Genomic DNA, 23,966 nt, shown 5'->3' on the forward strand with positions numbered 1-23,966 from the left:
GCGTCGGCGTGGCGGTGACTTCGAGGGCGGGGACGGGGGCGGGTGGGGGCGCCGGGGCGCGGGGCCTGGGGGGCGCGGAAGGCTCCGGGGTGGGAGGAGAGGGGGACGGGGCGGACGGGGCGGACACGGTGGGTGTCGGCCGCTCGGGCGTGGGCTCGGGCTCCGGTTTCGGCTCGGGTTCGGGCTTCGGCTTCGGTTCTGGCTCTGGTTCCGGTTCGGGCTTCGGCTCTGGTTTCGGCTCTGGTTTCGGCTTGACCGGGACGTCCGCCGGATGGCCCGAGGCGGGCCCCCACCAGTGCCACCAGTGCCACCAGGGGACCTCCCGGTCACCGGTCACCGGCGGGGGCGCAGTCGGGTAGTCCGGCTCGGGTTTCGGTGCGGCAGGGTGGCCGGTCTCCGGCTTCGGCGACGGCTCGGCCTTCGGGAGCGCCGATCGGCCGGAGACCAGGGACACCCCGAGGTGGGAGGTGGGTGGTCCCGAGCCGCTTTCCGTCGCGAGGGGGTGTGTCCCGGCCAGAACGGGAACCGCCACGCAGGTCGCGAGGGTCACCGCGCCGAGCAGGCCCCGCCGTCGGTTCCTCCGTCGATGCTTCGTCACGTAAAGTTTCTAGCATCATACGGAAAGTGATTGGCCGTTAAACGATCGGCCAGCGTAGATCATTCTCATAGTGACATACCGTCCGGTTGGTACGGTTGGACTATTGACGGCACCCCGAGCGGGTGCGGCAAGCTACATCAGAACATCGTTCTGGGGAAAGGTCCCCGGCGGCGACCACCGACACGGAGGCGGCACGATGACCACGGGCCCACGCTGGGGTATGACGATTCCCTTCTACGACCGTTCACTGGCCGCCTCCAGGGATCTGATCGCCGAGCTTCCCGGACTCGGCTACACCGACGCCTGGTCCGCCGAGGTCAACGGTGTCGACGGTTTCGTCCCCCTGGCGATGGCCTCGGAATGGGCCCCGCAGATGCGGCTCGGCAGCGCGATCGTCCCGGTCTCCACCCGGGGGCCCGGCCTGCTCGCCATGTCCGCCGCCACGCTCGCCGACCTCGCCCCCGAGCGCTTCGTCCTGGGCATCGGCGCCTCCTCCCCGGCCATCGTGGAACGCTGGAACGCCGGGGAGTTCGTCAAGCCGTTCGCCAGGACCAGAGACACCCTGCGCTTCCTGCGCAAGGCCCTCGCGGGTGAGAAGGTCGGCGAGCGGTACGAGACCTTCGAGGTCAAGGGCTTCAAGCTGGAGCGCGCCCCCAAGATCCCGCCGAAGATCGTGCTCGCCGCGCTGCGCCCCCGCATGCTGCGCCTGGCCGCCGAGGAGGCCGACGGCGCGATCACCAACTGGCTCTCGCCCGGGGACGTGCGGAAGGTCAGGGCCGAGGTCGGCGAGGAGACCGAGCTGATCGCCCGGCTGTTCGTGTGCGTCAGCGAGGACGCGGCGAAGGTGCGCGAGCTCGGGCGCTGGATGCTCGCGAGCTACCTGACCGTCCCGGTCTACGCCGCCTTCCACGACTGGCTGGGGCGCGGCGAGGTGCTGCGGCCGATGCACGAGGCGTGGGCGGCCGGAGACCGGCAGGCGGCGCTCAAGGCCATCCCCGACGAGGTCGTGGACGAGCTCATCGTGCACGGCGACGCCGCCACGTGCCGGGCCAGGATCCGGGAGTATGTGCGCAACGGCCTGAACACCCCGATCCTCGCCCCCATCCCCGGGGGCGAGGTCCCGATCGCCCAGGCCGTACGAGATCTGGCCCCCGTCGAGGAGTGACCCTTGCACGACCTGTTGAAGCTCGACGCGCTCGGACAGGCGTGGGCCGTGAGGAAGGGGGAGGTCTCCCCGAGGGAGCTCGCCGAGGCGGCGATCGCGCGGATCGAGGCGTGTGACGGCACGATCAACGCGGTCGTCCACCGCAGGTTCGAGCGGGCGCTGGCCGAGGCGGGCGAGACCGACCCCGAGGCCCCCTTCGCGGGCGTGCCGACGCTGCTGAAGGACCTGGGCTGGGCCATGGCCGGGGAGCCGTACCGCGCGGGGTCGCGCACCCTTGACGGGATCTTCGCCGAGCGCGACGGCTACGCGGTGACCAAGCTGCGCCGGGCGGGGTTCACGATCCTGGGCCGGACCAACACCCCGGAGTTCGGCACCGCGATCACCACCGAGCCGGTGACGTCCGGCCCCACCCGCAACCCGTACGACCCGCGCTACAGCAGCGGAGGATCGAGCGGCGGGTCCGCGGCGGCGGTGGCGGCGGGCATGGTCGCGGTCGCCTCGGCCAGCGACGGCGGCGGGTCGATCCGGATCCCGGCGAGCATGTGCGGGCTGGTCGGGCTGAAGCCCGGCAGGGGCAGGGTCAGTTCCGGCCCCTCGGGAGGCGAGCCCTGGGCGGGCTTCTCGGCCGCGGGCCTGCTCTGCCGTACGGTCAGGGACAGCGCGGCGACCCTCGACGTGATCGCCGGGACGATGCCGGGCGATCCGTACGGCGCACCCGCCTGGAGGCGCCCGCTCGCCGAGGAGGTCGGGGCGGATCCCGGGCGGCTGCGGATCGGTTTCCTCACCGAGCACCCCGGCGGAGGCCTCCCGTCCGACCCGGACCTGGTGGCCGCGGTCACCGGGGCCGCCGGGCTGCTGGAGGCGCTGGGCCACGACGTCGAGCCGGGGGGGCCTGCCGCGCTCGCCGAGGACGGCTTCGCCACGCACTTCGGCACGATCGTCGCCGCCCACGTGGCCGCCGACCTGGAGGACATCGGGCGCTGGCGTGGCAGGCCCGTCGAACTCGACGAGCTGGAGACGCGCAACCGCATCCTCGGAGCGGCGGGCCGGAAGCTCGACGCGGTCGGTTACGTGACCTCGCGCGACTGGATCGACGGGTTCAGGCGGCGGATGGCCGCCTGGTGGGAGTCGCACGACCTGTTGCTCATGCCGTCCCTGGGGGTGGCGCCCTTCCGGCTCGGCTGGCTGCCTCCCGACGACGTCAGCACCTCGCGGGGCCGTACGAACCAGGCGGTGGCGTTCACCTCGCCCGTGAACGCCACCGGGCAGCCCGCGATCTCCCTGCCGCTGCACCACACCGCGGAGGGCCTGCCGGTGGGGGTGCAACTGGTCGCCGCGGCGGGGCGGGAGGACCTGCTCGTCCGGGTGGCCGCCCAGATCGAGGAGGAACGACCCTTCCGGCACGCGGCGATGCGCCGGCGCCTTTGAGGCGGCGGGAGCGTGGGCGGCCGACGCCCGTGGTGCGGGAGTGTGGTGGCCAGCACCCGTGGTGCGGGAGTGTGGGTGGCCGGTACCCGTGGGGCGGCGGGAGTGTGGGCGCGGCCTCGGCCGAGGCGGTGGAAGGTCGCGGTCCTGCGGGCCGTGAGCCGCGTTCGGGGAACCCTGCCGGGAAGTCACGCGTTATATCGTGAGGCGGTGGGGTAGTACGCCGCCAGGCGAACGTGGTTCCGAGGAGGATCCCATGGCGAAGGCGGCGCGCGCGGCGCAGGCGTGGCGGACGTACAGGGATGTGTCGAAGCCGGGCTCGCCCGGTCTCGGCGCCCGTCTGCGCGCCCTCCCCAGGATGGTCGGCGCGGTCATGCGCGGAGAGTATTCCGGCATGGGCAAGGGCAAGCTGGCCATGATGGGGCTCGGCGTGCTCTACATCATCTCGCCGGTCGACATCGTCCCCGACTTCCTGGTTCTCATCGGGGTGGCCGACGACTTCGGTGTGTTCCTGTGGCTGATGGGCTCCCTGCTCGGCGAGGGCGGGCGCTACGTCGACTGGGAGCGTGAGAAGGCCAGGCCCCTCCACTCCTGAGCCGAGGGCGCGAGCGGGTCGGATCCGCTCCGTCCTGAGCCGGGAGCGCGAAAGGGCAGACCTCGTCGCGGGGAGCGTGAAAGGGCAGACCTCGGCCTGAGCGGGGCAGATCCTTCCGGCCTGAACGGTGCCTGAACGGTGCCTGAACGGTGCCTGGACGGTGAACGCGAGCGGGTCCGCGTACGCCCCTTACCGATCGGGGCGCGAGGGGGTGGATCCGCTCCTCCGTCCTCCCGGGCGAGGTCCGTACGGCCTCCCGCTGAGCCAGGCGCGAACGGTCAGATCTGTTCCATCCTGAGCCAGGCGCGCGAGGGCAGCGGGTGGCCGAACAGGCGGGCGGCGTTGCCGTAGGCCACCCGGGCGATGTCGGCGGGCGGCAGGCTGCCCAGGTTCGTCGCGATGGCCTGCTGGGTGTCGGGCCAGGTGGAGTCGGAGTGTGGGTAGCCACTCTCCAGCAGCACGTGCTCCAGCCCGACGGCGAGCCGCACCCCGGAAAGGGCGTGGTCGTTGAGCGTGCCGAAGAAGAAGTTTCTCCGCAGCACCTCGCTGGGCTTCAGGCCGCCCTCCCACGAGGCCTCCCCCGCCACCGGGTGGTCGAGCGCGTAGTCGGCCCGCTCGGCCAGCATCGGCAGCCAGCCCACACCGCCCTCCACGATCAGGATCCGCAGCGCGGGGAAGCGCAGCGGGACGCCCGACCAGAGCCAGTCGGCGCACGCGAACATGGCACTCGCCGGCATCAGCGTGGTGATCGCCTCGATCGGCGTGTCCGGGGACGGGACCGGCGCCCAGGAACCGGCGCCGGCGTGCAGGCAGACGACCGTGCCGGTCTCCTCGCACGCCTGGAAGAACGGGTCCCAGTGATCGCTGTGGATGGACGGCAGGCGCAGCCGGGTCGGGAACTCGGGGAAGAGCACCGCCTTGAAACCGCGCGCCGCGTTGTCGCGGATCTCCTTGGCGGCCACCTCGGGGTCGGTCAGCCAGGGCAGCTGGAGGGCGATGATCCGCTCCGGGTAGGTGCCCGCCCAGACCTCCACGTGCCAGTCGTTCCACGCGCGCAGGACCGCCAGACCCAGCTCCTGGTCGCGGGTCTTGGCGAAGACCATGCCCGACTGCACGGCCAGCATGCCGGGGAAGCAGAGCGCGGCCCAGACGCCGGCGCGGTCCATGTCCTCGATCCGGGCCTCGACGTCGTGGCATCCGGGACGCATGTGCTCGAACCGCACCGGGTCGAGCGTCCACTGCTCGCGGGGCAGGCCGGCGCCCACGTCGAGCCCGGCACAGGGGTAGGTGGCCCCGCCGTAACGCCAGACCTGGTGACCTGAGTCGGTCTCGACCACCTTGGGCGCCTTGTCGGCGTATTTCTCCGGCAGCCGGTCGTCGAACATGTCGGGCGGCTCGATCAGGTGGTCGTCGGCTGAGATGATCACATAGTCCCGCCGCCTGGGCTCGGGGTCGGGGAGCAGCGGCGTAGTCACACGGTCAACCGTATTCCGCTGGAATAACACTCATCAAGCCGCAAGGTCTCCGCTTGGTATCTCTGTCTCTCACGACGCCTCTCACGACGTCTTTCGCGACGCTCGCCGCCGCGTCTTTCGCGACGTCTCCCGCCACGCTCGCCACCACGTCTCCCGCGACGTCTTTCTCGACGCTCGCCGTGAGGTCTCCCGCGACGCTCGCCGTGACCTCTCCCCGACGCCTCCCGCCGGGTGGGTGAGCGCGGGCCCCGGGGCCACCGGAGGGGGGTAGGGCGGCCCCGGGGGGCGGACCCGCCGGAGGGTGCTGCCCATGGCGGGTCCTGCGAGGGCGCCTACCCAGAGATCGCCTCAATATCAGGATTTTTCAAAAGATGATTCCTGAGAGCGGACACCACACTCTCGTCCACACCAAGGGTTCGCAGGCAGTAATCCCGTACCGGGCCCAGCTCCCCCAGGAAGAGGCGCATCGCCTCGGCGGGCGCCTGCCCGAACCCCGCCCACTGGGGCTCCCCCGGATGCTCCTTCTCCCAGTACGCGACCATCTGGGGCCTGGCCAGCCCGGTCAGCGCGTAGTCGGCGATCACGTCCTCCTCGGACACCCCCAGCAGCCGCAGGACCAGGGCGACCAGCAGCCCCGTGCGGTCCTTGCCCGCCGCGCAGTGGACCACCACGGGCGCGTTGCCCGCCTCGGCGATCACCTCCAGCGCGCTCCTGAGCTCGGCGTGCCCGTCCTGGGCCACCTCCAGGTAGCGGTCGGTGAAGAACCGCGCGACCCCGGCGTCGGGGTGGTAGTCGGCGGCGGTGTCCCACCTGCGGTGCTCGACCGGGAGGTTGTGGTAGCTCGGCCCCTGCGGGGCACGGCCGCGATGCGTCACCTCGTTGGGATGACGAAGGTCGATCACGGTGCGTACGCCGAGCGCGTGGAAACGGTCGAGGTCGTCGTCGGCGAGCATGTGCAGCGAGGCGGAGCGGTAGAGCCGCTGCCAGCGCACCTCCATTCCGCCGTCCGTCGGGTAGCCGCCCACGTCACGGAAGTTGTACAGCCGCGCGAACTCGATATGCCGGATCACGCCCTCTAACCTATCCAGCGGTGGGTCTCGCGCGATGGGGGCAGGGGATGCGAGTGGTGGTTCCGGCACGGGATGAGATCCCGTACGCCGTGCGGGTGGCGCTGCTGTTCGTGCTCGCGCTCTCCACGGTGATCGTCCACATCAACCAGGCCCCACCCCTGCGGCCCGCCTCGGAACTCGTGGCGGACCTGCGGGCGGGCGAGGTGACCAAGATCGTCTACGACCGCAACTGGCCCGCCTACGGCACGCTGACGTGGTCCCACGGACCGCTCTCCTGGAGTCAGGCCCGGTTCGACCAGCCCGACGACGTCTGGGATCCCCTGACCACCCGGCTGGTCCCCGAGGCCCTGGAGCGCCGCCAGGAGGCCTTCCTGGCCCAGGTGCGCGCCGCCGCCGATCCCTCCGTGGAGATCGTGCGCTCCGACGGCTCCGGGGCCCTGGCGGGCTCGCCCGCCTACGGGCGGTGGTGGGAGCCGTTCGGCCCGGTGGCGGTGGCGGCGGAGATCCTGGCCTGGCTGCTCATGCTGGCCCGGCCGAACCCCCGCTACGCCAGCCGCTGGGCGTGGTTCTGGATGTTCCTCACCGGTGGCTCGCTGCTCTACGTCCTGCTGGAGCCGAGACCCCTGTGGCGGGATCCGTACGAGGCACTGCCCGCCCCGGCCAAACTCGACGGGACACGCGGGTTCGCGATCGCGGTGGCGCTTCTTTTCGGCATGGCGATGGTGAACGCGTGATCATCTCGAACCCCGCCCGCTCTGGTTCGCGCCCGGGCGGCGTCCCAAGCCACGCGAGCGGCTGGGCGGCGGGTGGGGCTTCCTGGCGGCGATCGGGCTCGGTCTGCTCTCCTCCGGTCTGGCGCCGGCCGCCGGTTTCCTGCTGAACCTCGTCCGGAACTAGGCGCGGAGGTCGGCGGGGTCGCCGGACGCGGAGGGCTTCTCCGGCGTGGCGGGTTCGCGAGGCCCAGGACCTTCGCGGGGCCCGGGCTCAGGGCCGCCCGGTGCGGGGTCGCCGGGTGCGGCCGAGGCCGCGGCCCTGAGGTCGGCGGCCTCCCTGCGGATCAGGAGTGCCCAGCCGCCGATCGCGACGCCGATGAACAGCCACCACTGCACGCCGTAGGCCAGGTTGAGTCCGCCTCCCTCGCCGACGTCCGGCGTGGGGACGGGCGCGGGCGCGTCAGCGGCCGCCGGCGACTGCTCGATCAACTCGACGTGCCCGCCGAGGAGCTTGTACGGCAGGCGGCGCCCGATCGCCTCGGTGTTGATCAGCAGGATCTGTCCCGCGGGCAGGCCCGCCCGGTCGCGGATCCCCGAGGTCTCCTCGGTCTCGGAGGGGCGTAACCTGCCGGTGACAGTCACCTCACCCGAGGACGGCGCCGGGACCTCGGGGAGGGCGTCGGCGGTGCTGCCCGCCTTGACCCAGCCCCGGTTCACCAGCACGCCGGTGCCGTTCGCGGTGACCAGCGGGGTCACCACGTAGAAGCCGACCGCCTTGTCCTGGACGCGGCGCCGGACCAGGAGCTGGGCGCTCGCGTCGTATCTCCCCTTGGCGAGAACAGTGCGGTATTTGTCCTGCGTGGAGACGGTGCCGCCGGGTGAGGTGAGCTCCTCCACGGCGACGGGGGCGGCCTGAAGGTTGCCGGTGATCCGGTGGCTGCTGGTGGACCTCTCCTCGAAACGCCCGAACTGCCACTGGCCCAGCAGCACGAAAGCGGGGATGACCAGCAGCACCACCACGTGGAGGGCGAGCCATCGGGGAGTCAGCAGGAACCGGTACACGTCATCAAGGGTAGGCACCGGGGGCACCGCCCCGTCCTCCGACCACGCCTTTGGAAGTGGCCGGATATGCCTTTGGGCGTAGTAAGGTGCCCGGGACCGCCCGATCCTCGGATGTCATGGAAAAGCTCGCCGGACACTCCGGACATCACGTACGGTCGTGTGAGATTTCCCCCGGGATGTTCCACCACCTCCGGAGCCCGCCCCTGATGACTGTGCTCATGCCCGCCCCCCCGGCTCCGCTCGTACTCCCCCGCATCGGGGTCCTGCTGCGGCACGCCGCCCCCAGGGTGTTCGAGAGCATGATCCTTCCGGTTCTCGTCTTCTACGTCGCGCTGGTCTTCACCAACACCGACGTCGCGCTGGCGGTGGCGGCGGCCTGGGTCTACGGTGGCGTCGCCTGGCGGTTGGTCAAGGGTGGCGAGGCCCCCGGCACGCTGCTGCTGGCGGCGGGCACGATCACCGTCAGGGTGGTGCTGACGGTGGCGACGGGCAACCCCATCGTGTTCTTCCTGCAACCCTGTCTCGGGGTGTTCTGCGTGAGCATGGGCTTCCTGCTCACCGCGCCGCTGCAGAGGCCGCTGATGCGGCGGGTGGTGTCCGATCTCGTGCCGCTGCCCGACCAGGTGATGGAGCACCCGCGGATGCGTCGCTTCTTCGTGTCGCAGTCGGTGCTGTGGGGCTGCGCGCAACTGCTGAACGGGGCGCTGAGCCTCTGGCTGCTGCTCAGCCAGACCCTGGAGACCTACCTCCTCGTCCGCACCTCCGCGGTCGCGGTGCTGCTCGGCGGCGCGGCGCTGGTCTCGGTGCTCAGCTTCAGGCACTGCCTGCGGAGGTTGGAGACGCGAGGGACGGAGATCCCGGAGCGGGTGACGCCGGAACCGGTGATCCCGGAGCGGGTGACGCCGGACCTGCGGACGCCGAGGCCGTAGGGCCGAAGCGCATTCCGGGGCCGGGCACCGGGGTGACCTCTCTCGGGCCCTGCACCTCGTGCCCTTCCGCGCAGCGGAAGTGCTGCTCGACCAGGGCGCCGCAGTCGCGGTGGGTGATGAGCACCGGCGGTCCCTCGCGGTCGCTGAGATAGCGGTCGCCCCACTGCATCAGGGCCACCAGGGCCGGATAGAGGTCGAGGCCCATCTGGGTGAGCCGGTACTCGTCGCGCTGCCGCTGGCCGGGCTCGCGGTAGGGGACCTTGCGCAGCAGTCCCTCCTCCACCAGCCGGGTCAGCCGGGCGCTGAGCACCTGCCTGGGCGCTCCGGTGGCGACCTGCATGTCGGCGAAGCGCCGCACGCCGCCGAACGCCTCGCGCAGCACCAAAAACGTCCACTTCTCGCCGACGATGCCCAGGGCGCGTTCGATGGAGCAGTTTTCTATGTGCAGGGGCAGGTTGCCGGGGGCCGCCTCATTCATGTGCGAATCGTAAGTCGCCATCGCACCACCTCCAACGTTCCCCTAAGTCTAGTTGACATACTCAGCTGTCCCACGAGACTCTGAGTCCATGATGCGAACTCAGCTGGTGTCGCCGGACGGTGTCCCGGCGCCCGGGGACGCCCCGCCCGCGTGCGGGGACGTCGCGGTCGTACGGGGGGACATGGCGGTCGTACGCGGGGACGTCGCGCGGATGTCCGGGGACGTCGCGGTCGCGTGCGGGGGCCTCGCGCGGATGTCCGGGGACCTCGCGCCGATTCCCGAGGGCGCCGCGGCCGGGGCCGGGGATGTCGCGACCGTGCCCGGAGGCGCGGTCGAGATCCGGATCGCGCGACCGGACGACGACGAGGAGGCGGTCCGCCGCTTCCTCGAGGGACTGTCGCCTCGCACGCAGGCGCTGAGGTTCTTCGCCGGGATGGGCCGTCCGAGCGTGAGCTTCGTCAGAACGCTGCTCGCGGTGGACGAGCGGCGCGACGCCCTGCTCGCCGTGCACGGGAACCTTCTCGTCGGGCACGCGATGAGCTATCGGGGTGAGGAGACCGACGTCGAGATCGCCGTCGTGGTGGGCGACGAGTGGCAGGGGATGGGGCTGGGCTCCCGGCTCGTCCGCGCGCTGATGCGCCGTGCGGAGATCAAGGGGGCCAGGACGGTGGGGATGGACGTGCTCGGGGACAACCGCACGGTCCTGGCGATGGTCCGCAGGGCGTGGCCGGAGGCGACCATGCGCGTCTCCGCGGGCACGGTCGAGGTGACCGCGACGGTTCTCCGCTGAGCGTCACCCGGGCCGGTTCCCGTGCGGGGCCGGCCCGGGGTCACCGCATGTGCTCTCCGTCCGGGCTCGTCGCGTGGACTGTCCGTCCGGGCTCGTCGCGCAGGCTCCCCTCCCCGGTTCGGCGGACCGCCGCACGGGCTCGCCGGGAGGTCTCGTCGAGGGGTCCGGCCGGGGCGTACCGGGGGGAGGCTCCGGGCCGGAAGCCCGGAGGGCGCCGTCGCCGTACCGGGCGGACGGACATCCGGGGTGGCGATCCGACCCTCCGGATCAAGGCGGTACGATCGACGTGGTCCAAGCCGTTCCCCGGGCAGTTTGCGGAACAAGGTTCTGTTGCTCCACCATGGGATCCGTGAAGACTGCCAAGAGCGGACGCGACGGCCGCACCAGGATCGTCGAGGGTGCCCTGCGCCGATTCAGCCAGGACGGGGTCTCGGCCACCACGCTGGCCAGCCTCCGTGAGGAGAGCGGCGTCAGCGTCGGCAGCTTCTACCACCACTTCGCCAGCAAGGAACACGTCTTCGGCGTCCTGTACGCCGAGACCCTGCGCATGTACCAGGAAGCGTTCCTCGCCGAGCTCCAGCGCCACGAGAGCGCGCGGGGAGGCATCGAGGCCATCGTCGCGCTGCACATGTCCTGGTGCGGCGAGCACCGCGAGCGTGCCCACCTGCTGATCAGCGAGCGGCCGCCCAGGCGTGACGAGCCGGGCGGCACCGAGGTGTCGGAGTCGCGCAGGGCGTTCTTCAGGAAGGTCTCCGACTGGTGGCGCCCGCACATGAAGGACGGCCTGCTCCAGCCCGTCCACCCGACGATGTGCTACGTGCTCTGGCTGGGACCGGCCACCGAGATGTGCCGCCTGTGGTTCGCCGGCGCGCACCAGCCCACCCCCGACGAGATCGGCGGCCTCCGCGAGGCGGCCTGGCAGAGCCTGCGGCAGCAGACCTCCTGAAGCGGCGCCTCACCGTTCGACTCCCCGAGCGGCCGTGACCCTCCGCGCGGCCGTCCCCGTCCGGCCCTCCGAGCGTCGCCCGCTCGGCGGGTGTCACTGGTACTCCGGCCCGGATCACGGGGGCTTTTCCGGGCCGGAGCGGTCTCAGTGGGCTCCCACCAACTGGCGCGTCCGCGTCGACACCCGCCAGACGTCCTCGTCCAGCGAGATGTCCAACCGCAGGTCCTGACGCCGGCGCCGCAGGCCGGGCACCCGCACCCGGTCGGAGACGTCGAACCTGCCACGCCGGGCGTAGCCGAACCCCAGCTCTCCCGGAAAGACCCGTAACTCATCCTGGTTGCCACACCGCGGGCAGGTCCACGCGACCAGATCCTTGCCACGGTGGTAGTCGTGGCAGGCGCGGAAATACTCGTCAGGATGAAAACGGGACTCGCAGGCGAAGCAGGGGATCAGCATCATGGATCCTTTGAAGCGTGTGGTGCGGCTACCAAGAAGTACCGCTTTCCACTTGAAGTCCGCTTGCAGAACGCTTACCCCGATGGGTAACAGTCTCATCACCGGGAGCATCCGGACGTGCCCGGTGCGAGGATTGCCCGGTGAACGATCTGCTCGGCCGGCTCAGGGGGCTCCTGCTCGACACCGGCTACACCATCGACGGCGTCCGCGAGCGCCTCGGCGACGTCGCCGCCACCGCGCTCTCCCGCGAGGAGACGATCCCCGCCCTGCGCGCCACCGCGGACGGCGACCCGCTCGCCACCCTGATCCGGCTGTGGTGGCTCGGCGCCCCCGTGGAGGCGCGAGACGTGCCGGCGGGCCTTCCCGTGGAGGAACTGGCCGCCGCGGGCCTGGTGACCGTCGAGGGCGGCCGGGTCACCTCCGCGGTCCACCTGCAGCCCTGGGAGACCGACGGCTCCGGTGGCTCGGGTGGCTCCGGTGGCGTCGAAGGCTCCGGCGGCTCCGGTGGTTACGTCGTCTCCGACCGCAAGGTCAGGCCGGGCGACCCGGCCCTGCGCCCGGACCACGTCGTCGGCGCGGGCGGCGCCTCGGCGAACCTGGCCCAGCTCGCCTCCCGCCGCCCCGTCGGGCGTGCCCTGGACATCGGTACCGGGTGCGGGGTGCAGGTCCTCCACCTGCGCGGCAGGGCCGAGGAGATCACGGCCACCGACGTCAACCCGCGCGCGCTGGAGCTGGCCCGGCTCAGCTGGGCGCTGTCCGGGATCACCGGCGTCGACGCCCGGCAGGGCTCCCTGTTCGACCCCGTCGAGGACGACCGCTTCGACCTGATCGTCTCCAACCCGCCGTTCGTGATCTCCCCGGCCGGCCGGTTCACCTACCGCGAGTCGGGCTTCCACGCCGACGACTTCTGCCGTGACCTCGTACGCCGGGCACCCCGCCATCTCGCGCCCGGCGGCACCTGCCACCTGCTGGCCAACTGGCTGCACGTCGACGGCGAGGACTGGCGCGACCGGGTGGGCGGCTGGCTCGCCGGTACCGGCTGCGACGGCTGGGTGGTGCAGCGCGACGTCCAGGATCCCGCCGAGTACGTCGAGCTGTGGCTGCGGGACGCCGCCGAGCAGGGCACCCCGCGCCACCGCGAGCTCTACGACGACTGGCTCGGCTGGTTCGAGGCCGAGGGCGTCACCGGGATCGGCTTCGGCTGGATCACGCTGCACGACTCCGGGAGCCTCGACCCCGTCGTGCGGGTCGAGGAGTACGGGCGGCCGGTGGAGCTGCCCGTCGGCGGATACGTGGACGAGGTGCTCGGCGCGATCGCCACGGCGCACCGGCTGACCGACGCCGAGCTGCTCGGTTCCAGGCTCGTGGTGGCCGAGGGGGTGCTGGAGGAGCGGATCGGTCCGCCGGGTGCCGAGGACCCGGCGCGCATCGTGCTGCGGCAGACCTCGGGGCTGCGCCGCGGCGCGGCGGTCGGGACCGTGGAAGCCGCCCTCGCGGGGGTCTGCGACGGCGATTATCCACTGGATCCGCTGCTCGCCGCGATCGCGGAACTGACCGGCGAGGACCACGATGACCTGCGGACAAAGGCTCCCGCCGCCCTCCGTCCACTGATCGCGGAAGGGTTTTTCCACATATCCACAGGGTGATCGTCCACAGGCTGTGGATATCGCCGCTATCACTTGTCAATCGGATGGCAAACGCCGTGGGAGAAGCTCTGGTCGTGGGGCACGGACCCGGGGGGTGAAGGGTCCGTGCCACGTCCGGCCGACCGTCACAGTGAGGCGGCCGACCCGCGAGCGACGCACCGGATGACCGGGCCCCCTACGCGTCGCCCGGGTCAGACGGCCGGCCGGACCTCCACGCCCATCCCGAACCGCGGGGCCTGACTTCGAGGGGAACGCCGGTGATCAACCACGTCTGGATGACGCGTCTCGACGACGACCTGTACGACGGCCTGGGATCAGCTGTCGACCTGATCGCGCTCCAGCAGAAGACGCAGATCCTCGGCCTCGGGCGCCCCGAGCCTGCCGAACAGGTCGTGGGCGCGTTCGAGGCAGCCCCGGCCACGCTCGACGCTGCCGAGGCCGTTGAGCGCCTTGCCTAGCACCCACAGCGCCTGCGCCTCGCCGTACGGGTGGCTGATCTCCCGGCTCACGGTGAGCGCCTGTTCCGCGTGACGGGCCGCGTCCGTGAAGCGGCCCGCGTTGATGAACGTCTCGGCCAGCCGGGAGCAGACCCGCTGCTCCCAGACCCGCTGCCTGCTCGCCCTGAAGAAGGCGAGGCACTCGGCGTGGTGGTGGACCGCCTCGTTCAGCCGGCCGACCCGCGACAGGATCATCCCCAGGTGGTAGCGGGCCCTGGCGGTGCCCGCGCTGGAGCCCATCTCGATGAACAGGGCGAGCCCCTGCTCGGCGGCGGCGATCGCCTCCTTCGGCTGCTCCAGGAACAGGTGGTCGCGGGCGGAGTAGCTGAGCGTGAGGGCCTCCCCGCCCCGCGCCCCGACCTCCCTGAACGCCTCGCGCGCCGCGCCGAACCAGGCGAGGGCCTCCTCGTGTCGGCGTCGGCGCCCGGCCACGACGGCCAGCGCGTTGAGCACCTCGCCGGTGACGATGCCGTCCCCTCCGGCCGACAGCTCCAGCGACGTACGGAACTCCTCCTCCGCCTCGGCCAGCCGGTTGGCGCCGAACAGCACCCGCCCGAGCACGTACCGGCAGCGCAGCTCGCTGGAGACGGCGCCGAGCCGCCGCGCGACGGCGAGCATCTCCCTGGTCCGGCTCTCGAACTCGCGGACGTGGCTCCCCGACTCCAGCAGCGGCTCCATGGCGAGCAGCAGGTCGGCCCCCGGCAGCAGCTCGTCGGCCTTGTCCGCGCAGGTCACCTGGGCGATCGACGCGAACAGCGACTCCGCCTCCACCGAGAGCCAGGCCACCGCCTCGTCGGCGGAGGCGAAAGAGTGACCGGTCCCGGTGACTCCCAGCCGGTCGGCCATCGTGCTGCCCTCGTAGGCGAGGCGGTGCGCCGAGCGCGCGGACGCCAGGTAGAAGCCGAGCAGCCGGCGCAGTGCCGCCTCGCCCTCCCCGCCGATGGTCACGCTCACCCCGGACCCGCGCCGCTCGCCCCGCCTCGTCTCACCCGCGGCGCAGCTCTCCTCCGTCGCGTTCTCGGTCCGTTCCGCGACGCGGCGGGCGAAGAGCTTGAGCAGGTCGTGGAAGCGGTAACGGCCGGGGGCGGGGGCTTCGAGCAGGCTGGTGTCCACCAGGGACTCAAGGACGTCCTCGGTGTCCATCGGGCCCAGCGCGAGCAGCGCGGCGGCGGCCCCGATCGAGATGTCCGGGCCCCCGGGCAGCGAGAGCAGCCGGAACGCGCGGGCCTGGGCCGGGGTGAGCTGGCCGTACCCGAGGGCGAAGGTCGCCTCCACCGCGAGGTTGCCCACGCGCATCTCGTCCAGGCGGCGGCGCTCGTCGGCGAGCCGGGGCACCAGGGAGGCGACCGTCCAGGACGGCCTGGCGGCGAGGCGCGCCGCCACGATCCGTACCGCGAGCGGCAGGAAACCGCAGGCGGCGACCACGTCCATGGCGGCGGCGCGCTCGGCCTCCACCCTCTCCACACCGGCGACGATGCCGAACAGCACGAGGGCCTCTTCCGGCTCCATCACGTCCAGGTCGATCAGCCTGGCCGAGGCCAGGTCGGCGAGCTTGCCCCGGCTGGTCACGATCGCCGCGCATCCGGCCGAGCCGGGGAGCAGCTGGCTCACCTGGGCGGCGTCGCGCGCGTTGTCCAGCAGCACGAGCATCCGCCGGTCGGCGAGGAGCGAGCGGAACAGCGCCGACCGCTCGGCCAGGCCGTCGGGGATGGCGTCGGCGGGCAGGCCGAGCCCGCGCAGGAAGGCCGCGAGCGCCGACTCGGGCGCGGTCGGCTCCTCGCCGTACCCGCGCAGGTCCGCGTAGAGCTGGCCGTCGGGGAACAGGTCGTGCATGGCGTGGGCGACGTGTACGGCCAGGGCCGTCTTGCCCACGCCGCCGATGCCGGAGATGGCCGCCACCGGCACGCCCTCGGAGCCGTCCTGGACCGACAGCAGCCCGCGCAGCCGCGCGATGATCTGGCGGCGGCCGGTGAAGTCGTTCGCGGCGGCGGGGAGCTGCGCCGGTCGCGGCAGCTCCGGGCTCGTCGCCGTCGTGCGCCCCTCCGGCGCCCTCGCGGGCTCCGGGTCGGGGTCCGGGGACGGCTTCGCCTCGGCCCCTTCCCGCGCGGCCGGTTCCGTGCTCTCGGCGGCCTTGACGGCCTTGACTGCCTTGACGGTTTCGACGGGCCGCGCCGACGGGCCGGCCGGGGCCGTGAGGGCCGGGTCACCGGTGAGGATGCGCTGGTGCATGCTCGTCAGGTCGGGGCCAGGCTCGATGCCCAGCTCCTCGATCAGCGTGGCGCGGGTGTCGGCGAAGGCCGCCAGCGCCTCCGCCCTGCGCCCGCACCGGTAGTAGGCCAGCATCAGCTGGGCGCGGAGCCGCTCGCGCAGCGGGTGGTCGCCGGTCAGCGCGATCAGCTCGGACAGGACGTCGGCGTGCCTGCCCAGCTCCAGGTCCAGGTCCATCAGGACCTCGAGCACGCTCATCCGGCGCTCGGCGAGCCGTCCGCGCTGGTGTTCGGCGTACGGGCCGACGGCCCCGGCGAGCGGTTCGCCGGTGTGGAGCGCCAGGCTCGCGCGCAGGCTCTCCGCTGCCCGGGCCGGATCGCCCGCGCGGCGCGCGGCCTCCGCCTCCTGGACGCCGTGCTCGAAGGCGAGCAGGTCGAGGGAGCCGCCGTTCAGCCGCAGCGCGTACCCCCTGCCGACGGAGGTGAGCAGCTCGGGACGGGTGCGCGGGGACCTGCCCGGCTCCAGCACCGCGCGCAGCCGGGAGACGTACGTGCGCAGGGCGCCGAGCGCGCGGGGCGGGGCGTCCTCCCCCCAGATCGCGTCGATCATCTCGGCGGGCGTGACCGCCCGGCCCTCCCTCAGCAGGAGCATCGCCAGGATGGAACGTTGCAGCGGGGTGCCCAGATCGAGCTCGGAACCGTCGCGCCATGCCTGGACAGGACCGAGCACGGCGAACCGCAATCCGTCTCCGCTGCCCTGAACAGCCATTTCTCGAATCTCCGCCCAATGGGAAGTTTTATGGCCAAATGATAGATCCTCCCTTGCTTACCCCGTAGGTAGAGGCTTGCTTGTTCGCCGAGACGTTGATTACCCGTCAATCGGCTGTTGAGCCGTGTCCCCAATGCTGGTGTCGTCGGGCATGGCCCCATACGGGGGCGGCCATGCCCGACATGTCAGTGGATTGCAGGTGTGGATAAAGAGGCTGTAAGTGCGATGCAGGCACTCGGCCCTATCAATGAGCCATGGCTCCTCAGGAAGCCGGGAGCCGCACCCCTCAAGGAGAGAACCACCATGCGCCGCTCGATCAGCAGAATTCTCGGTCTCGCCGCCGCCACCGCCGTCATCGCGATCGGCGTTCCCGCCCTCGCCACCCCCGCCTCCGCGGCCACCGCCGCCCCCACTGCCTCGAACAGCTATGACGAGGAGCCCTGGGGCTACTACTACTCCAAGTACTACGACGACTCCCGCGCCAGCGCCCGGGGCAGCGTGTGGGTCGACGACGACGACCGCCTCCACGTCCGGGGCCGGCTCTACGACAAGTACTCGCCGAACTGGCTCTGCGGCTACGCCCAGTTCAAGTTCGAGACCCACGACGGCGACGAGAACTACTCCTGGGCCCGCAAGTGCGGCACCAGCGGCTACCAGAACTTCCACTACGTCGCGGACGAGATCGACAACCTGCAGGTCAGGGTCTGCTACTGGGACAAGCACGACGCCAAGAAGACGCTGTGCGGCAAGTGGCGCTACATCTACGAGGTCGAGTCCGACGACGACGAGTGACCTTGGGTCTCCGGCGAACTCACCGGATCCGGTGAGTTCGGTGGGTCCGCCCGGTGGTACCGATAGATGAATCTCCTCTCCTCACCCACGATCTCCGTTCGACCCGCCGACCACGACGCGAGCCGCGACTCGCGTGCGGCACCGGACGAACACCAGGCCCGCCCGGAACCCCGGGCGGGCCTTTTGTTCCGTTAAGTAATTAAAATACTGTTTTCACCATTATGTGCTTTATGTGTGATTTCTGGATTTCTATCCTTTTAACCGTCCGCTGCTCCTCGTAATGCCACACGTCGGGTGTCCGTCTCACGCGGCTTCGACCAGGCCCATCCGCGCGTGCATCCGTTCTCGGACGATCGGCCATTCGTCACTCAGGATGGAGTAGTACGCGGTATCTCGGACCGTGTCGTCGGCGCCTCGGCTCTCCGCCCGCCGCACACCGTCGAGGTGGGCGCCGAGGGCTTCGATGGCGGCCCGGGAGCGTACGTTCCGTATATCGGCCTTGAGGGTTATGCGGTGGACCTGCCAGGTCTCGAAGGCGAGGGAGAGCATCAGATACTTGCTCTCGCGGTTGACGCCGGTCCCCTGCGCGGAGGCGGAGAGCCAGGTGTAACCGATGTCCGCCACGGACGGGACATCGCCCACCGCCCCACGAGCGCCCGGCGGCCAGGGCATGGGGCCCTGCCAGTACTCCAGGTGCATGAGACGGGTGGCACCGACCACGCGATCGGTGTGAAGCCACCGGATGGCGAAGGGCATCGTGCGGCCCTCCGCCTGCTCAGCCAGAGCGGCCTCCACGTAGGAGACCATCTCGTCCCGGCCATCGGGGACGCGAGTGAAGGCGTAGGTAGAACGGTCTTCACTCGCCGCGGCGACGAGGTCGTCGACGACCGCGAGGCTGAGCGGTTCCAGGCGCACGAGGCGCCCGGACAGGGTGACAAAAGCGGGCATGAGCACATAATGAGGGCTCTTTCCCCTGCCTGATACCAAACGACACGAGACATCTTGGTGAGCATCGAGGAACGCACGTGACTTGTGAGCCTTCAGGGTAAGAGATACCAGGTCAGAGCCGCTGACGCCACTCCGGAAACCTCCGCCGCCCCGGCGGTTCCGGCGCGGGGCGATCACCCCGTCGCGGGGGCCGCGACGGGCGGGACGCGCACGGGAGGCGAAGGTGCTCCCCGGCTCGCGAACAGGCCGGTCAGCGCCTCGCCCAGCTGGTCCAGCGAGGCCGAGATCCAGGGCAGGGCCAGGGGGTCGGGAGCGTCGAGCGCGGCCAGCCGCAGCCGCGCCGTCTCGCCGTACAGGAGGCTGGTCGCCACCCGCACCCGCAGGGCCGCCGGGTCGTCGCCGAAGACGTGGCCGGGGAGCACCCCGACGCCGTGCCGGTCGAGCAGGTACGCGGCCAGGCCGGCGGAGGACGCGAAGTCGAGCCCGGTGAGGTCGGGGTAGAGGTAGAAACCACCCCGCGGAGCGTCCACCCGCACGCCCGCGCGGACGAACCGCTCGTACACCGCCCGCGCCACCGCGCCGTGCAGCTCGCGGCTCCGGCTCACCCGCTCGACGAGCTCCGGCGGCTCGGTGTAGGCGTACGCCGCCGCCTGCTGGACCGGCGCGGCGGGACTGGACCAGATCTCGCTCGCCACCGCCAGGAGCCGGTCGCGCAGGGCCGGTGACGGGAGCCGGGCCACGCCGATCCGCCAGCCGCCCAGGGCGAGGCTCTTGCTGAGGCCACTGGTGATCACGGTCCGCTCGGGAGCCACGTCGGCGGGACTGAGGAAACCGGCCTCCGGGGAGTGGACCAGGTCGCGGTAGATCTCGTCGGAGATGATCGTCAGGTCGAGTTCGCGGGCGACCTCGGCGATCCGCCGGATCGTCGCCGCCCCGGCCAGCGTTCCGCTGGGGTTGTCGGGAAGCGTGACCAGCAGCGAGCGCACGTCGCGCCCCTGGGCGCGGGCGCGCCTGACCGCCGCCGTCACGCGCTCGGGATCCGGCACCCCACCCTCGCCGGGGGGCGTCGGGACGAGCAGGGAACGCGCCCCGACCAGCTCGGCCTGGGCCGCGTAGCTGACCCAGCTCGGCATCGGCAGCACGATGTCGCCGCCGATCGCCGGCAGCAGGCCGTACAGCAGGGGCTTGCTCCCGGGACCGCAGACCACCAGGTCGGGGTCGGTGGGCAGGGCGCGCCGCGACCAGTAGCCGGAGGCCGCCTCGCGCAGCGCGAACGCGCCGGCGACGGGTCCGTAGCCGTTGAACCCGGACGCCGCGGCCAGCCGCTCGCTCAGAGCCGGATGCACGGGCAGACCGGCCTCGCCGAAGGCGAGGTTCAGCACGCGCTCACCGGCGCGCCGTCTTCGCTCGATGTCCTCGTTGGCCGCCAGGGTGGCGGAAAGTGTGACGCTCATCGCGGGGTCCCTACCTTGTCGCGGAGAAGTACGGAGAAGTGCTCAGCAGTGCCGGGAAGTACGGAATGTGTCGTGGCGCGGCGCGGACCGTTCGTGGTGTTCGTGGCGCGGTGCGGACCGTTGTGGAACGACTCCAAGCCTGGTGGGATGGGTGCATCAGGACAAGCTTCGGTTATCGTGGGTGGGCGTAAGGAAAACTGATGCTTGATTTGCGGAGACTCGTCCTGATCTGTGAGTTCGCTCGCCGGGGCAGCATCGCGGCCACCGCGACCTCCCTCGGCTACAGCCCCTCGGCGGTCTCGCAGCAGCTGGCCGCGCTGGAGCGCCAGGCGGGCGCCGTGCTGATCGACAGGACCGCCAGGAGCGCGGAGCTGACCGACGCGGGGCGCCGCCTGGTCGAGCACGCCGAGCGCATCCTGGCCATGGTGGAGAGCGCCGAGTCCGACCTGTCGGCCCAGGCCGCGACCCCCTCGGGGCGGGTCACCGTGACCGCCTTCCCGACCGCCGCGGTGGCCTTCGCGCCCGCGCTGGCCAGGACGCTGCGCCGGCACGGCGAGCTCACCCTGCGGATGGGACAGGGCCGCTCGGGGCGCGGAATGCGCGAGGTGCAGTCGGGCGAGGTGGACATCGCCCTGATCGACGACTGGCACGGCCGGATGCGCGAACCCGACACCATGCGGGTCTTCCCGCTGCTGCACGACCCGCTGGTGCTCGTGGTGCCGCGCAGGCACCGGCTCGCCTCCCCCGACGTCCCGGTCGACCTGTGGGAACTGCGCGACGAGCCCTGGATGGCCACCCCGGACGGCGAACCCTCCCGGCTGGCGGTGGACCGGCTGATGGCCGGAGTCGGCGGTCACCGGCCGGTGCCCTGGGAGTTCGAGGGGCTGGGCACGATCATCGGCCTGGTCGCCAAGGGGATCGGCATCGCGGCCGTCCCCGCCCTGGCGCTCGCCGCCGGGGTCCGCGGCATCGCCGTCCGCCGGTTTCCCGGACCGCAGGTGGGCCGGGTCGTGCACGCCGTCGCCCGATCGTCCAGCGTCCACCGCCCCGCCGTCTCCGTCACCCTCCGGGCCGTCCACGTCGCCGCCAGGCTCCTCGCCGCCGACCTGGAAGGGGTCGAACCGGCCTCCCGGGAACGCCCGGAGCCCCAGCCGGAGCCCCAGCCGGAGCTCGAAGCCCCGTAGCGGGGGCGCTTGGCCGGGCCGGGGTTCCGAGCGGGGCGACCCCCGGAGGCTCGCGGCCCGGTAACGTCGGCACGTGCCTCCCACCTACGCGCTCGAACGGTTGCTGAACGACGGCGGCTCCAAACTGGTCGCCGGGGTGGACGAGGTCGGGCGCGGAGCCTGGGCCGGTCCGGTGGCGGTCTGCGCCGTGGTCACCGACCTGTCGGAACCGCCCGCCGGGCTCACCGACTCGAAACTGCTCACCCCCGCCCGCCGCGTCGCCATGGTCTCCGAGATCACCGCCTGGGCGGCCGGGATCGGGTACGGCGAGGCGTCCCACGAGGAGATCGACGTGCTCGGGATGACCGAGGCCCTGCGCAGGGCGGCGAGGAGGGCACTGGCCGGGCTTCCCGTCCGGCCCGACGTGGTCGTCCTGGACGGGAAGCACGACTATCTGGGCGCGCCCTGGCCGGTGAGGTGCGAGGTCAAGGGCGACCTCTCCTGCGTCTCGGTGGCCGCGGCCTCCGTGATCGCCAAGGTTCGGCGGGACACCTACATGGCCTCGCTGGGTTTCGAGGAGTACGGGTTCGCCGACAACGCGGGTTACCCCTCACCGGTCCACCAGGCGGCGTTGGCCGCCCTCGGCCCGACGGAGCATCACCGCCTGTCCTGGTCCTATCTGGACGACCTTCCCCGGTGGCGCCACCTCAAGAGACATCGCAACCCGCTGGCCGGAGAGGGCCAGCTCGGGCTCTTCGGATAGACACCTTTCTCTGGTCCCTGATCTCTGGGGATCTCTGGGATTTTTGGGATCTTCGAGGATGTCCGGCTCTCCGGGGGCGTCCGCCCGGGAAGGCGGTCCGCCCCGGGACGAGGCCGTCAGCAGTCGATCAGCAGTCGATCAGCTCGGGCGTCTGGTTGAGGATCTGCGACCTGGCGGTGACGAACTCCGCGTGGGCGCCGGTGGCGGACGGGTCGAAGACGGCGACCCGGTGGCAGTTCTGGAAGGCCAGCCTCACCCCGAAGTGGCGCTCCAGGGCGCCGCGCATGGCGTCGCTGGCGAGAGCGCGCAGGAGTTGGCCACGAGCGGCCTCGTCCGGCGGGGGCACCGTGTTGTCGGCGAACTCGGCACCGGTGTGCTCGCGCTCCTTGACCAGGTCGCTGATGAGCGACCAGGCGTACGGAAGGGAGTCTCTGACACAGGTGACGAATGCCGCGTCGTCCACCTCACCGGCCTTGGCCTGGTCGAGAAGATCGTTCGAAACGGTCAGCGACATGCTGTGTTCTCCTCACGGAAGGGGATTCATCAGACACTAGGTCGGGCCTACGGAGCGCTCCATCTAGCGGGAGAGCGACACTCGTGTGGGCCCGAAGACGAAACCGGGATCGATCTGGGCCGCCAGATCCTCGCCGGTGGCCCTGTTCGCCCAGGCCTCCGCGTTGCGGAGGTGGAACTGCACCGCCTGGCGCCCGAAGCGGAACCAGTCCTTCTCCTGGGTGTCGAGATGGTCGAGAATCGTGCCCAGAGCCCGGGAGTTGGCCGGTTCGAGGTCCCGGAGGGTGAAGGGACGCCCCTGCTCCATCGCGCGGATCGCCGCGGAGTGCTCCAGGCAGACCAGCAGGTCGTCGCCGACCTGGTCGCGCAGGAACGCCACGTCTCCCGGACCGTGGATCTTGTTGCCCACGACCGCGACCGGCACGCCGTAGTCGGCGGCGTAGTCGCGGTACTGGCGGTAGACGCTCACGCCCTGGCGGGTCGGCTCGGCCACCAGGAAGGTCATGTCGAAGCGGGTGAACAGTCCCGAGGCGAAGGAGTCGGCCCCGGCCGTCATGTCGACCACGACGTACTCGCCCGCGCCGTCGAGCAGATGGTTCAGATAGAGCTCCACGGCGCCGACCTTGGAGTGGTAGCACGCCACCCCCAGGTCGTCCTCGCTGAACGGCCCGGTGACCATGAGCTGTGGCCCCTCGGGCGTGGGGACGGAGAATCCGGTGTGGATCGGGTCGTCCCGCTCGTCGAGGCGGAGCAGCCGCGAGCCGGACCCCGGCGGGGTGGTCTTGACCATCGCGGAGGCCGACGAGATGCGGGGGTTGTCGCCCCGCAGGTATTCCTTGATCTCGGTCAGATGCGAGCCCATCGGCCGCGGCAGCGCACCCTCGCCCAGCCCCAGCGCCATGCCCAGGTGCTGGTTGATGTCGGCGTCGACGGCCACGACGGGGCCGCCCCGGCTCGCGGTGTATCTCGCGAAAAGCGCCGACAGGGTCGTCTTGCCGCTCCCGCCCTTACCAACGAACGCCACCCTCATAACGACGATCCAATCTGATTATGAAAATCATTTCAATCCCTCTGGGGGCTCATCATGCCACGACGGGCGAGGACGCGGGGCGCGTATCGCGAGGAGGAGGGGAGACGCGCTCGTGCCGTGAACGCGGATGAGAGTGATCTCTCATGACGGGTGCGGGCGAAAGGGGCGAGGGAAAACATCTGTCATGTCGTGACCGGTGACAAAGATCCGCGGTTACCGCTTCGAGGTCTCCTGTGTGGACTCGACAACTCCCTTGGGGATCGGCGGGGCGGATGTTTACCACCGGTGCCGGTGAGATCCGGCCGGTCCGGGTATCCCACCCCGAGTCGGTTGATCTTGAGCCCCCCTGCGAGATCGTGGACAAGGGTCAGCAAGGGGCTTCGGTGGCACGTATCGGTACCTGGTCGCGTCGCGTTTCCGCGCGGCGGGTTCCTGAACGGCGGTTCTCCGGACGAGGTGTCTCCGGGCAGCGGTTCTCCGAG

21 protein-coding genes are annotated in these 23,966 nt (G+C 71.4%); 11 read left to right on the plus strand and 10 right to left on the minus strand.

All coding sequences use genetic code 11. The annotated features are described in order from the left end of the window. Positions 1 to 794: 794 nt before the first annotated feature. From ACFFRH_RS15730 to ACFFRH_RS15740, 3 genes are all read left to right on the plus strand, one after another. A complete protein-coding gene (locus tag ACFFRH_RS15730; protein WP_344743931.1) occupies positions 795 to 1,763 on the plus strand; it encodes an LLM class F420-dependent oxidoreductase in 969 nt (322 codons plus the stop codon). Between the two features lie 3 nt (positions 1,764 to 1,766). After that, positions 1,767 to 3,191, plus strand: coding sequence for an amidase (locus tag ACFFRH_RS15735; RefSeq protein WP_344743930.1), 1,425 nt, complete (start codon positions 1,767 to 1,769; stop codon positions 3,189 to 3,191). 253 nt (positions 3,192 to 3,444) lie between these two features. Beyond that, positions 3,445 to 3,783: a YkvA family protein gene (locus ACFFRH_RS15740; RefSeq protein WP_344743929.1), complete on the plus strand. Its 339-nt coding sequence runs from the start codon at positions 3,445 to 3,447 to the stop codon at positions 3,781 to 3,783. 278 nt (positions 3,784 to 4,061) lie between these two features. Here ACFFRH_RS15740 and ACFFRH_RS15745 read toward each other — a convergent pair whose 3' ends face one another. Then, positions 4,062 to 5,258: an amidohydrolase family protein gene (locus tag ACFFRH_RS15745; RefSeq protein ID WP_344743927.1), complete on the minus strand. Its 1,197-nt coding sequence runs from the start codon at positions 5,256 to 5,258 to the stop codon at positions 4,062 to 4,064. A gap of 332 nt (positions 5,259 to 5,590) precedes the next feature. Further along, positions 5,591 to 6,328 (minus strand): tyrosine-protein phosphatase, encoded by a 738-nt coding sequence (locus ACFFRH_RS15750; protein WP_344743926.1) that lies wholly within the window; start codon positions 6,326 to 6,328, stop codon positions 5,591 to 5,593. 47 nt (positions 6,329 to 6,375) lie between these two features. Between ACFFRH_RS15750 and ACFFRH_RS15755 the strand changes: the two genes are divergently transcribed. Then, positions 6,376 to 7,062, plus strand: coding sequence for a hypothetical protein (locus ACFFRH_RS15755; protein WP_344743925.1), 687 nt, complete (start codon positions 6,376 to 6,378; stop codon positions 7,060 to 7,062). 159 nt (positions 7,063 to 7,221) lie between these two features. Here the strand turns inward: ACFFRH_RS15755 and ACFFRH_RS15760 are convergent, their stop codons facing one another. Beyond that, positions 7,222 to 8,121, minus strand: coding sequence for an SURF1 family cytochrome oxidase biogenesis protein (locus ACFFRH_RS15760; RefSeq protein WP_344743924.1), 900 nt, complete (start codon positions 8,119 to 8,121; stop codon positions 7,222 to 7,224). A 188-nt stretch (positions 8,122 to 8,309) separates the two neighbouring features. Here ACFFRH_RS15760 and ACFFRH_RS15765 point away from each other — a divergent pair, with 188 nt between their 5' ends. Next, positions 8,310 to 9,032: a VC0807 family protein gene (locus ACFFRH_RS15765; RefSeq protein ID WP_344743923.1), complete on the plus strand. Its 723-nt coding sequence runs from the start codon at positions 8,310 to 8,312 to the stop codon at positions 9,030 to 9,032. On the opposite strand, the gene ACFFRH_RS15770 is transcribed toward ACFFRH_RS15765, so the two are convergent. Further along, positions 8,917 to 9,510, minus strand: a complete 594-nt coding sequence (locus ACFFRH_RS15770) for a winged helix-turn-helix transcriptional regulator (protein WP_344743921.1) — start codon at positions 9,508 to 9,510, stop codon at positions 8,917 to 8,919. The two genes, ACFFRH_RS15765 and ACFFRH_RS15770, sit on opposite strands and share 116 nt — an antisense overlap. 88 nt (positions 9,511 to 9,598) lie before the next feature. Here ACFFRH_RS15770 and ACFFRH_RS15775 point away from each other — a divergent pair, with 88 nt between their 5' ends. Continuing rightward, positions 9,599 to 10,300, plus strand: a complete 702-nt coding sequence (locus ACFFRH_RS15775) for a GNAT family N-acetyltransferase (protein ID WP_386157189.1) — start codon at positions 9,599 to 9,601, stop codon at positions 10,298 to 10,300. A gap of 340 nt (positions 10,301 to 10,640) precedes the next feature. After that, positions 10,641 to 11,246, plus strand: coding sequence for a TetR/AcrR family transcriptional regulator (locus ACFFRH_RS15780; RefSeq protein WP_386157192.1), 606 nt, complete (start codon positions 10,641 to 10,643; stop codon positions 11,244 to 11,246). A gap of 144 nt (positions 11,247 to 11,390) precedes the next feature. Here the strand turns inward: ACFFRH_RS15780 and ACFFRH_RS15785 are convergent, their stop codons facing one another. Further along, complete coding sequence (locus ACFFRH_RS15785; protein ID WP_344743918.1) at positions 11,391 to 11,702, minus strand: hypothetical protein; 312 nt, start codon at positions 11,700 to 11,702, stop codon at positions 11,391 to 11,393. A gap of 140 nt (positions 11,703 to 11,842) precedes the next feature. On the opposite strand from ACFFRH_RS15785, the gene ACFFRH_RS15790 reads away from it, so the two are divergent. Next, positions 11,843 to 13,348 carry a DUF7059 domain-containing protein gene (locus tag ACFFRH_RS15790; protein ID WP_344743917.1) on the plus strand — a complete coding sequence of 502 codons (1,506 nt, stop codon included), beginning with the start codon at positions 11,843 to 11,845 and terminating at the stop codon, positions 13,346 to 13,348. A 314-nt stretch (positions 13,349 to 13,662) separates the two neighbouring features. Here ACFFRH_RS15790 and ACFFRH_RS15795 read toward each other — a convergent pair whose 3' ends face one another. Further along, positions 13,663 to 16,821 carry an AfsR/SARP family transcriptional regulator gene (locus ACFFRH_RS15795; RefSeq protein ID WP_344743915.1) on the minus strand — a complete coding sequence of 1,053 codons (3,159 nt, stop codon included), beginning with the start codon at positions 16,819 to 16,821 and terminating at the stop codon, positions 13,663 to 13,665. A gap of 303 nt (positions 16,822 to 17,124) precedes the next feature. On the opposite strand from ACFFRH_RS15795, the gene ACFFRH_RS15800 reads away from it, so the two are divergent. Beyond that, positions 17,125 to 17,613 (plus strand): hypothetical protein, encoded by a 489-nt coding sequence (locus tag ACFFRH_RS15800; RefSeq protein WP_344743914.1) that lies wholly within the window; start codon positions 17,125 to 17,127, stop codon positions 17,611 to 17,613. A 303-nt stretch (positions 17,614 to 17,916) separates the two neighbouring features. On the opposite strand, the gene ACFFRH_RS15805 is transcribed toward ACFFRH_RS15800, so the two are convergent. After that, entirely contained in the window at positions 17,917 to 18,561 is a 645-nt protein-coding gene (locus ACFFRH_RS15805) for a GNAT family N-acetyltransferase (RefSeq protein WP_344743913.1), read from the minus strand. A gap of 173 nt (positions 18,562 to 18,734) precedes the next feature. Beyond that, positions 18,735 to 20,015 (minus strand): pyridoxal phosphate-dependent aminotransferase, encoded by a 1,281-nt coding sequence (locus ACFFRH_RS15810; RefSeq protein WP_344743912.1) that lies wholly within the window; start codon positions 20,013 to 20,015, stop codon positions 18,735 to 18,737. Between the two features lie 200 nt (positions 20,016 to 20,215). Here ACFFRH_RS15810 and ACFFRH_RS15815 point away from each other — a divergent pair, with 200 nt between their 5' ends. Beyond that, on the plus strand, positions 20,216 to 21,199 hold the full coding sequence (locus tag ACFFRH_RS15815; protein WP_386157198.1) for a LysR family transcriptional regulator: 984 nt from the start codon (positions 20,216 to 20,218) through the stop codon (positions 21,197 to 21,199). A 73-nt stretch (positions 21,200 to 21,272) separates the two neighbouring features. Then, positions 21,273 to 21,941, plus strand: a complete 669-nt coding sequence (gene rnhB, locus ACFFRH_RS15820; RefSeq protein WP_344743911.1) for a ribonuclease HII — start codon at positions 21,273 to 21,275, stop codon at positions 21,939 to 21,941. A gap of 127 nt (positions 21,942 to 22,068) precedes the next feature. Here the strand turns inward: rnhB and ACFFRH_RS15825 are convergent, their stop codons facing one another. Together ACFFRH_RS15825 and ACFFRH_RS15830 are read right to left on the minus strand one after the other, a co-directional pair. Beyond that, on the minus strand, positions 22,069 to 22,455 hold the full coding sequence (locus ACFFRH_RS15825; protein WP_344743910.1) for an SCO5389 family protein: 387 nt from the start codon (positions 22,453 to 22,455) through the stop codon (positions 22,069 to 22,071). A gap of 63 nt (positions 22,456 to 22,518) precedes the next feature. Then, on the minus strand, positions 22,519 to 23,484 hold the full coding sequence (locus ACFFRH_RS15830; RefSeq protein WP_344743909.1) for an ATP-binding protein: 966 nt from the start codon (positions 23,482 to 23,484) through the stop codon (positions 22,519 to 22,521). Between the last annotated feature and the right edge of the window lie 482 nt (positions 23,485 to 23,966).

The sequence above is a fragment of the Streptosporangium vulgare genome (genome assembly GCF_042428775.1).
In the GTDB taxonomy this organism is placed as follows: domain Bacteria; phylum Actinomycetota; class Actinomycetes; order Streptosporangiales; family Streptosporangiaceae; genus Streptosporangium; species Streptosporangium vulgare.

Bases quoted from the DNA above. Each gene is read 5' to 3' on its own strand.
- ACFFRH_RS15765 (WP_344743923.1), top strand. From the start codon at position 8,310: ATGACTGTGCTCATGCCCGCCCCCCCGGCTCCGCTCGTACTCCCCCGC.
- ACFFRH_RS15780 (WP_386157192.1), top strand. From the start codon at position 10,641: ATGGGATCCGTGAAGACTGCCAAGAGCGGACGCGACGGCCGCACCAGG.
- ACFFRH_RS15815 (WP_386157198.1), top strand. From the start codon at position 20,216: ATGCTTGATTTGCGGAGACTCGTCCTGATCTGTGAGTTCGCTCGCCGG.
- ACFFRH_RS15740 (WP_344743929.1), top strand. From the start codon at position 3,445: ATGGCGAAGGCGGCGCGCGCGGCGCAGGCGTGGCGGACGTACAGGGAT.
- ACFFRH_RS15785 (WP_344743918.1), bottom strand. From the start codon at position 11,702: ATGCTGATCCCCTGCTTCGCCTGCGAGTCCCGTTTTCATCCTGACGAG.
- ACFFRH_RS15755 (WP_344743925.1), top strand. From the start codon at position 6,376: ATGCGAGTGGTGGTTCCGGCACGGGATGAGATCCCGTACGCCGTGCGG.
- ACFFRH_RS15775 (WP_386157189.1), top strand. From the start codon at position 9,599: ATGATGCGAACTCAGCTGGTGTCGCCGGACGGTGTCCCGGCGCCCGGG.
- ACFFRH_RS15795 (WP_344743915.1), bottom strand. From the start codon at position 16,821: ATGGCTGTTCAGGGCAGCGGAGACGGATTGCGGTTCGCCGTGCTCGGT.
- ACFFRH_RS15825 (WP_344743910.1), bottom strand. From the start codon at position 22,455: ATGTCGCTGACCGTTTCGAACGATCTTCTCGACCAGGCCAAGGCCGGT.
- ACFFRH_RS15805 (WP_344743913.1), bottom strand. From the start codon at position 18,561: ATGCCCGCTTTTGTCACCCTGTCCGGGCGCCTCGTGCGCCTGGAACCG.
- ACFFRH_RS15730 (WP_344743931.1), top strand. From the start codon at position 795: ATGACCACGGGCCCACGCTGGGGTATGACGATTCCCTTCTACGACCGT.
- ACFFRH_RS15830 (WP_344743909.1), bottom strand. From the start codon at position 23,484: ATGAGGGTGGCGTTCGTTGGTAAGGGCGGGAGCGGCAAGACGACCCTG.
- ACFFRH_RS15810 (WP_344743912.1), bottom strand. From the start codon at position 20,015: ATGAGCGTCACACTTTCCGCCACCCTGGCGGCCAACGAGGACATCGAG.
- ACFFRH_RS15800 (WP_344743914.1), top strand. From the start codon at position 17,125: ATGCGCCGCTCGATCAGCAGAATTCTCGGTCTCGCCGCCGCCACCGCC.
- ACFFRH_RS15770 (WP_344743921.1), bottom strand. From the start codon at position 9,510: ATGAATGAGGCGGCCCCCGGCAACCTGCCCCTGCACATAGAAAACTGC.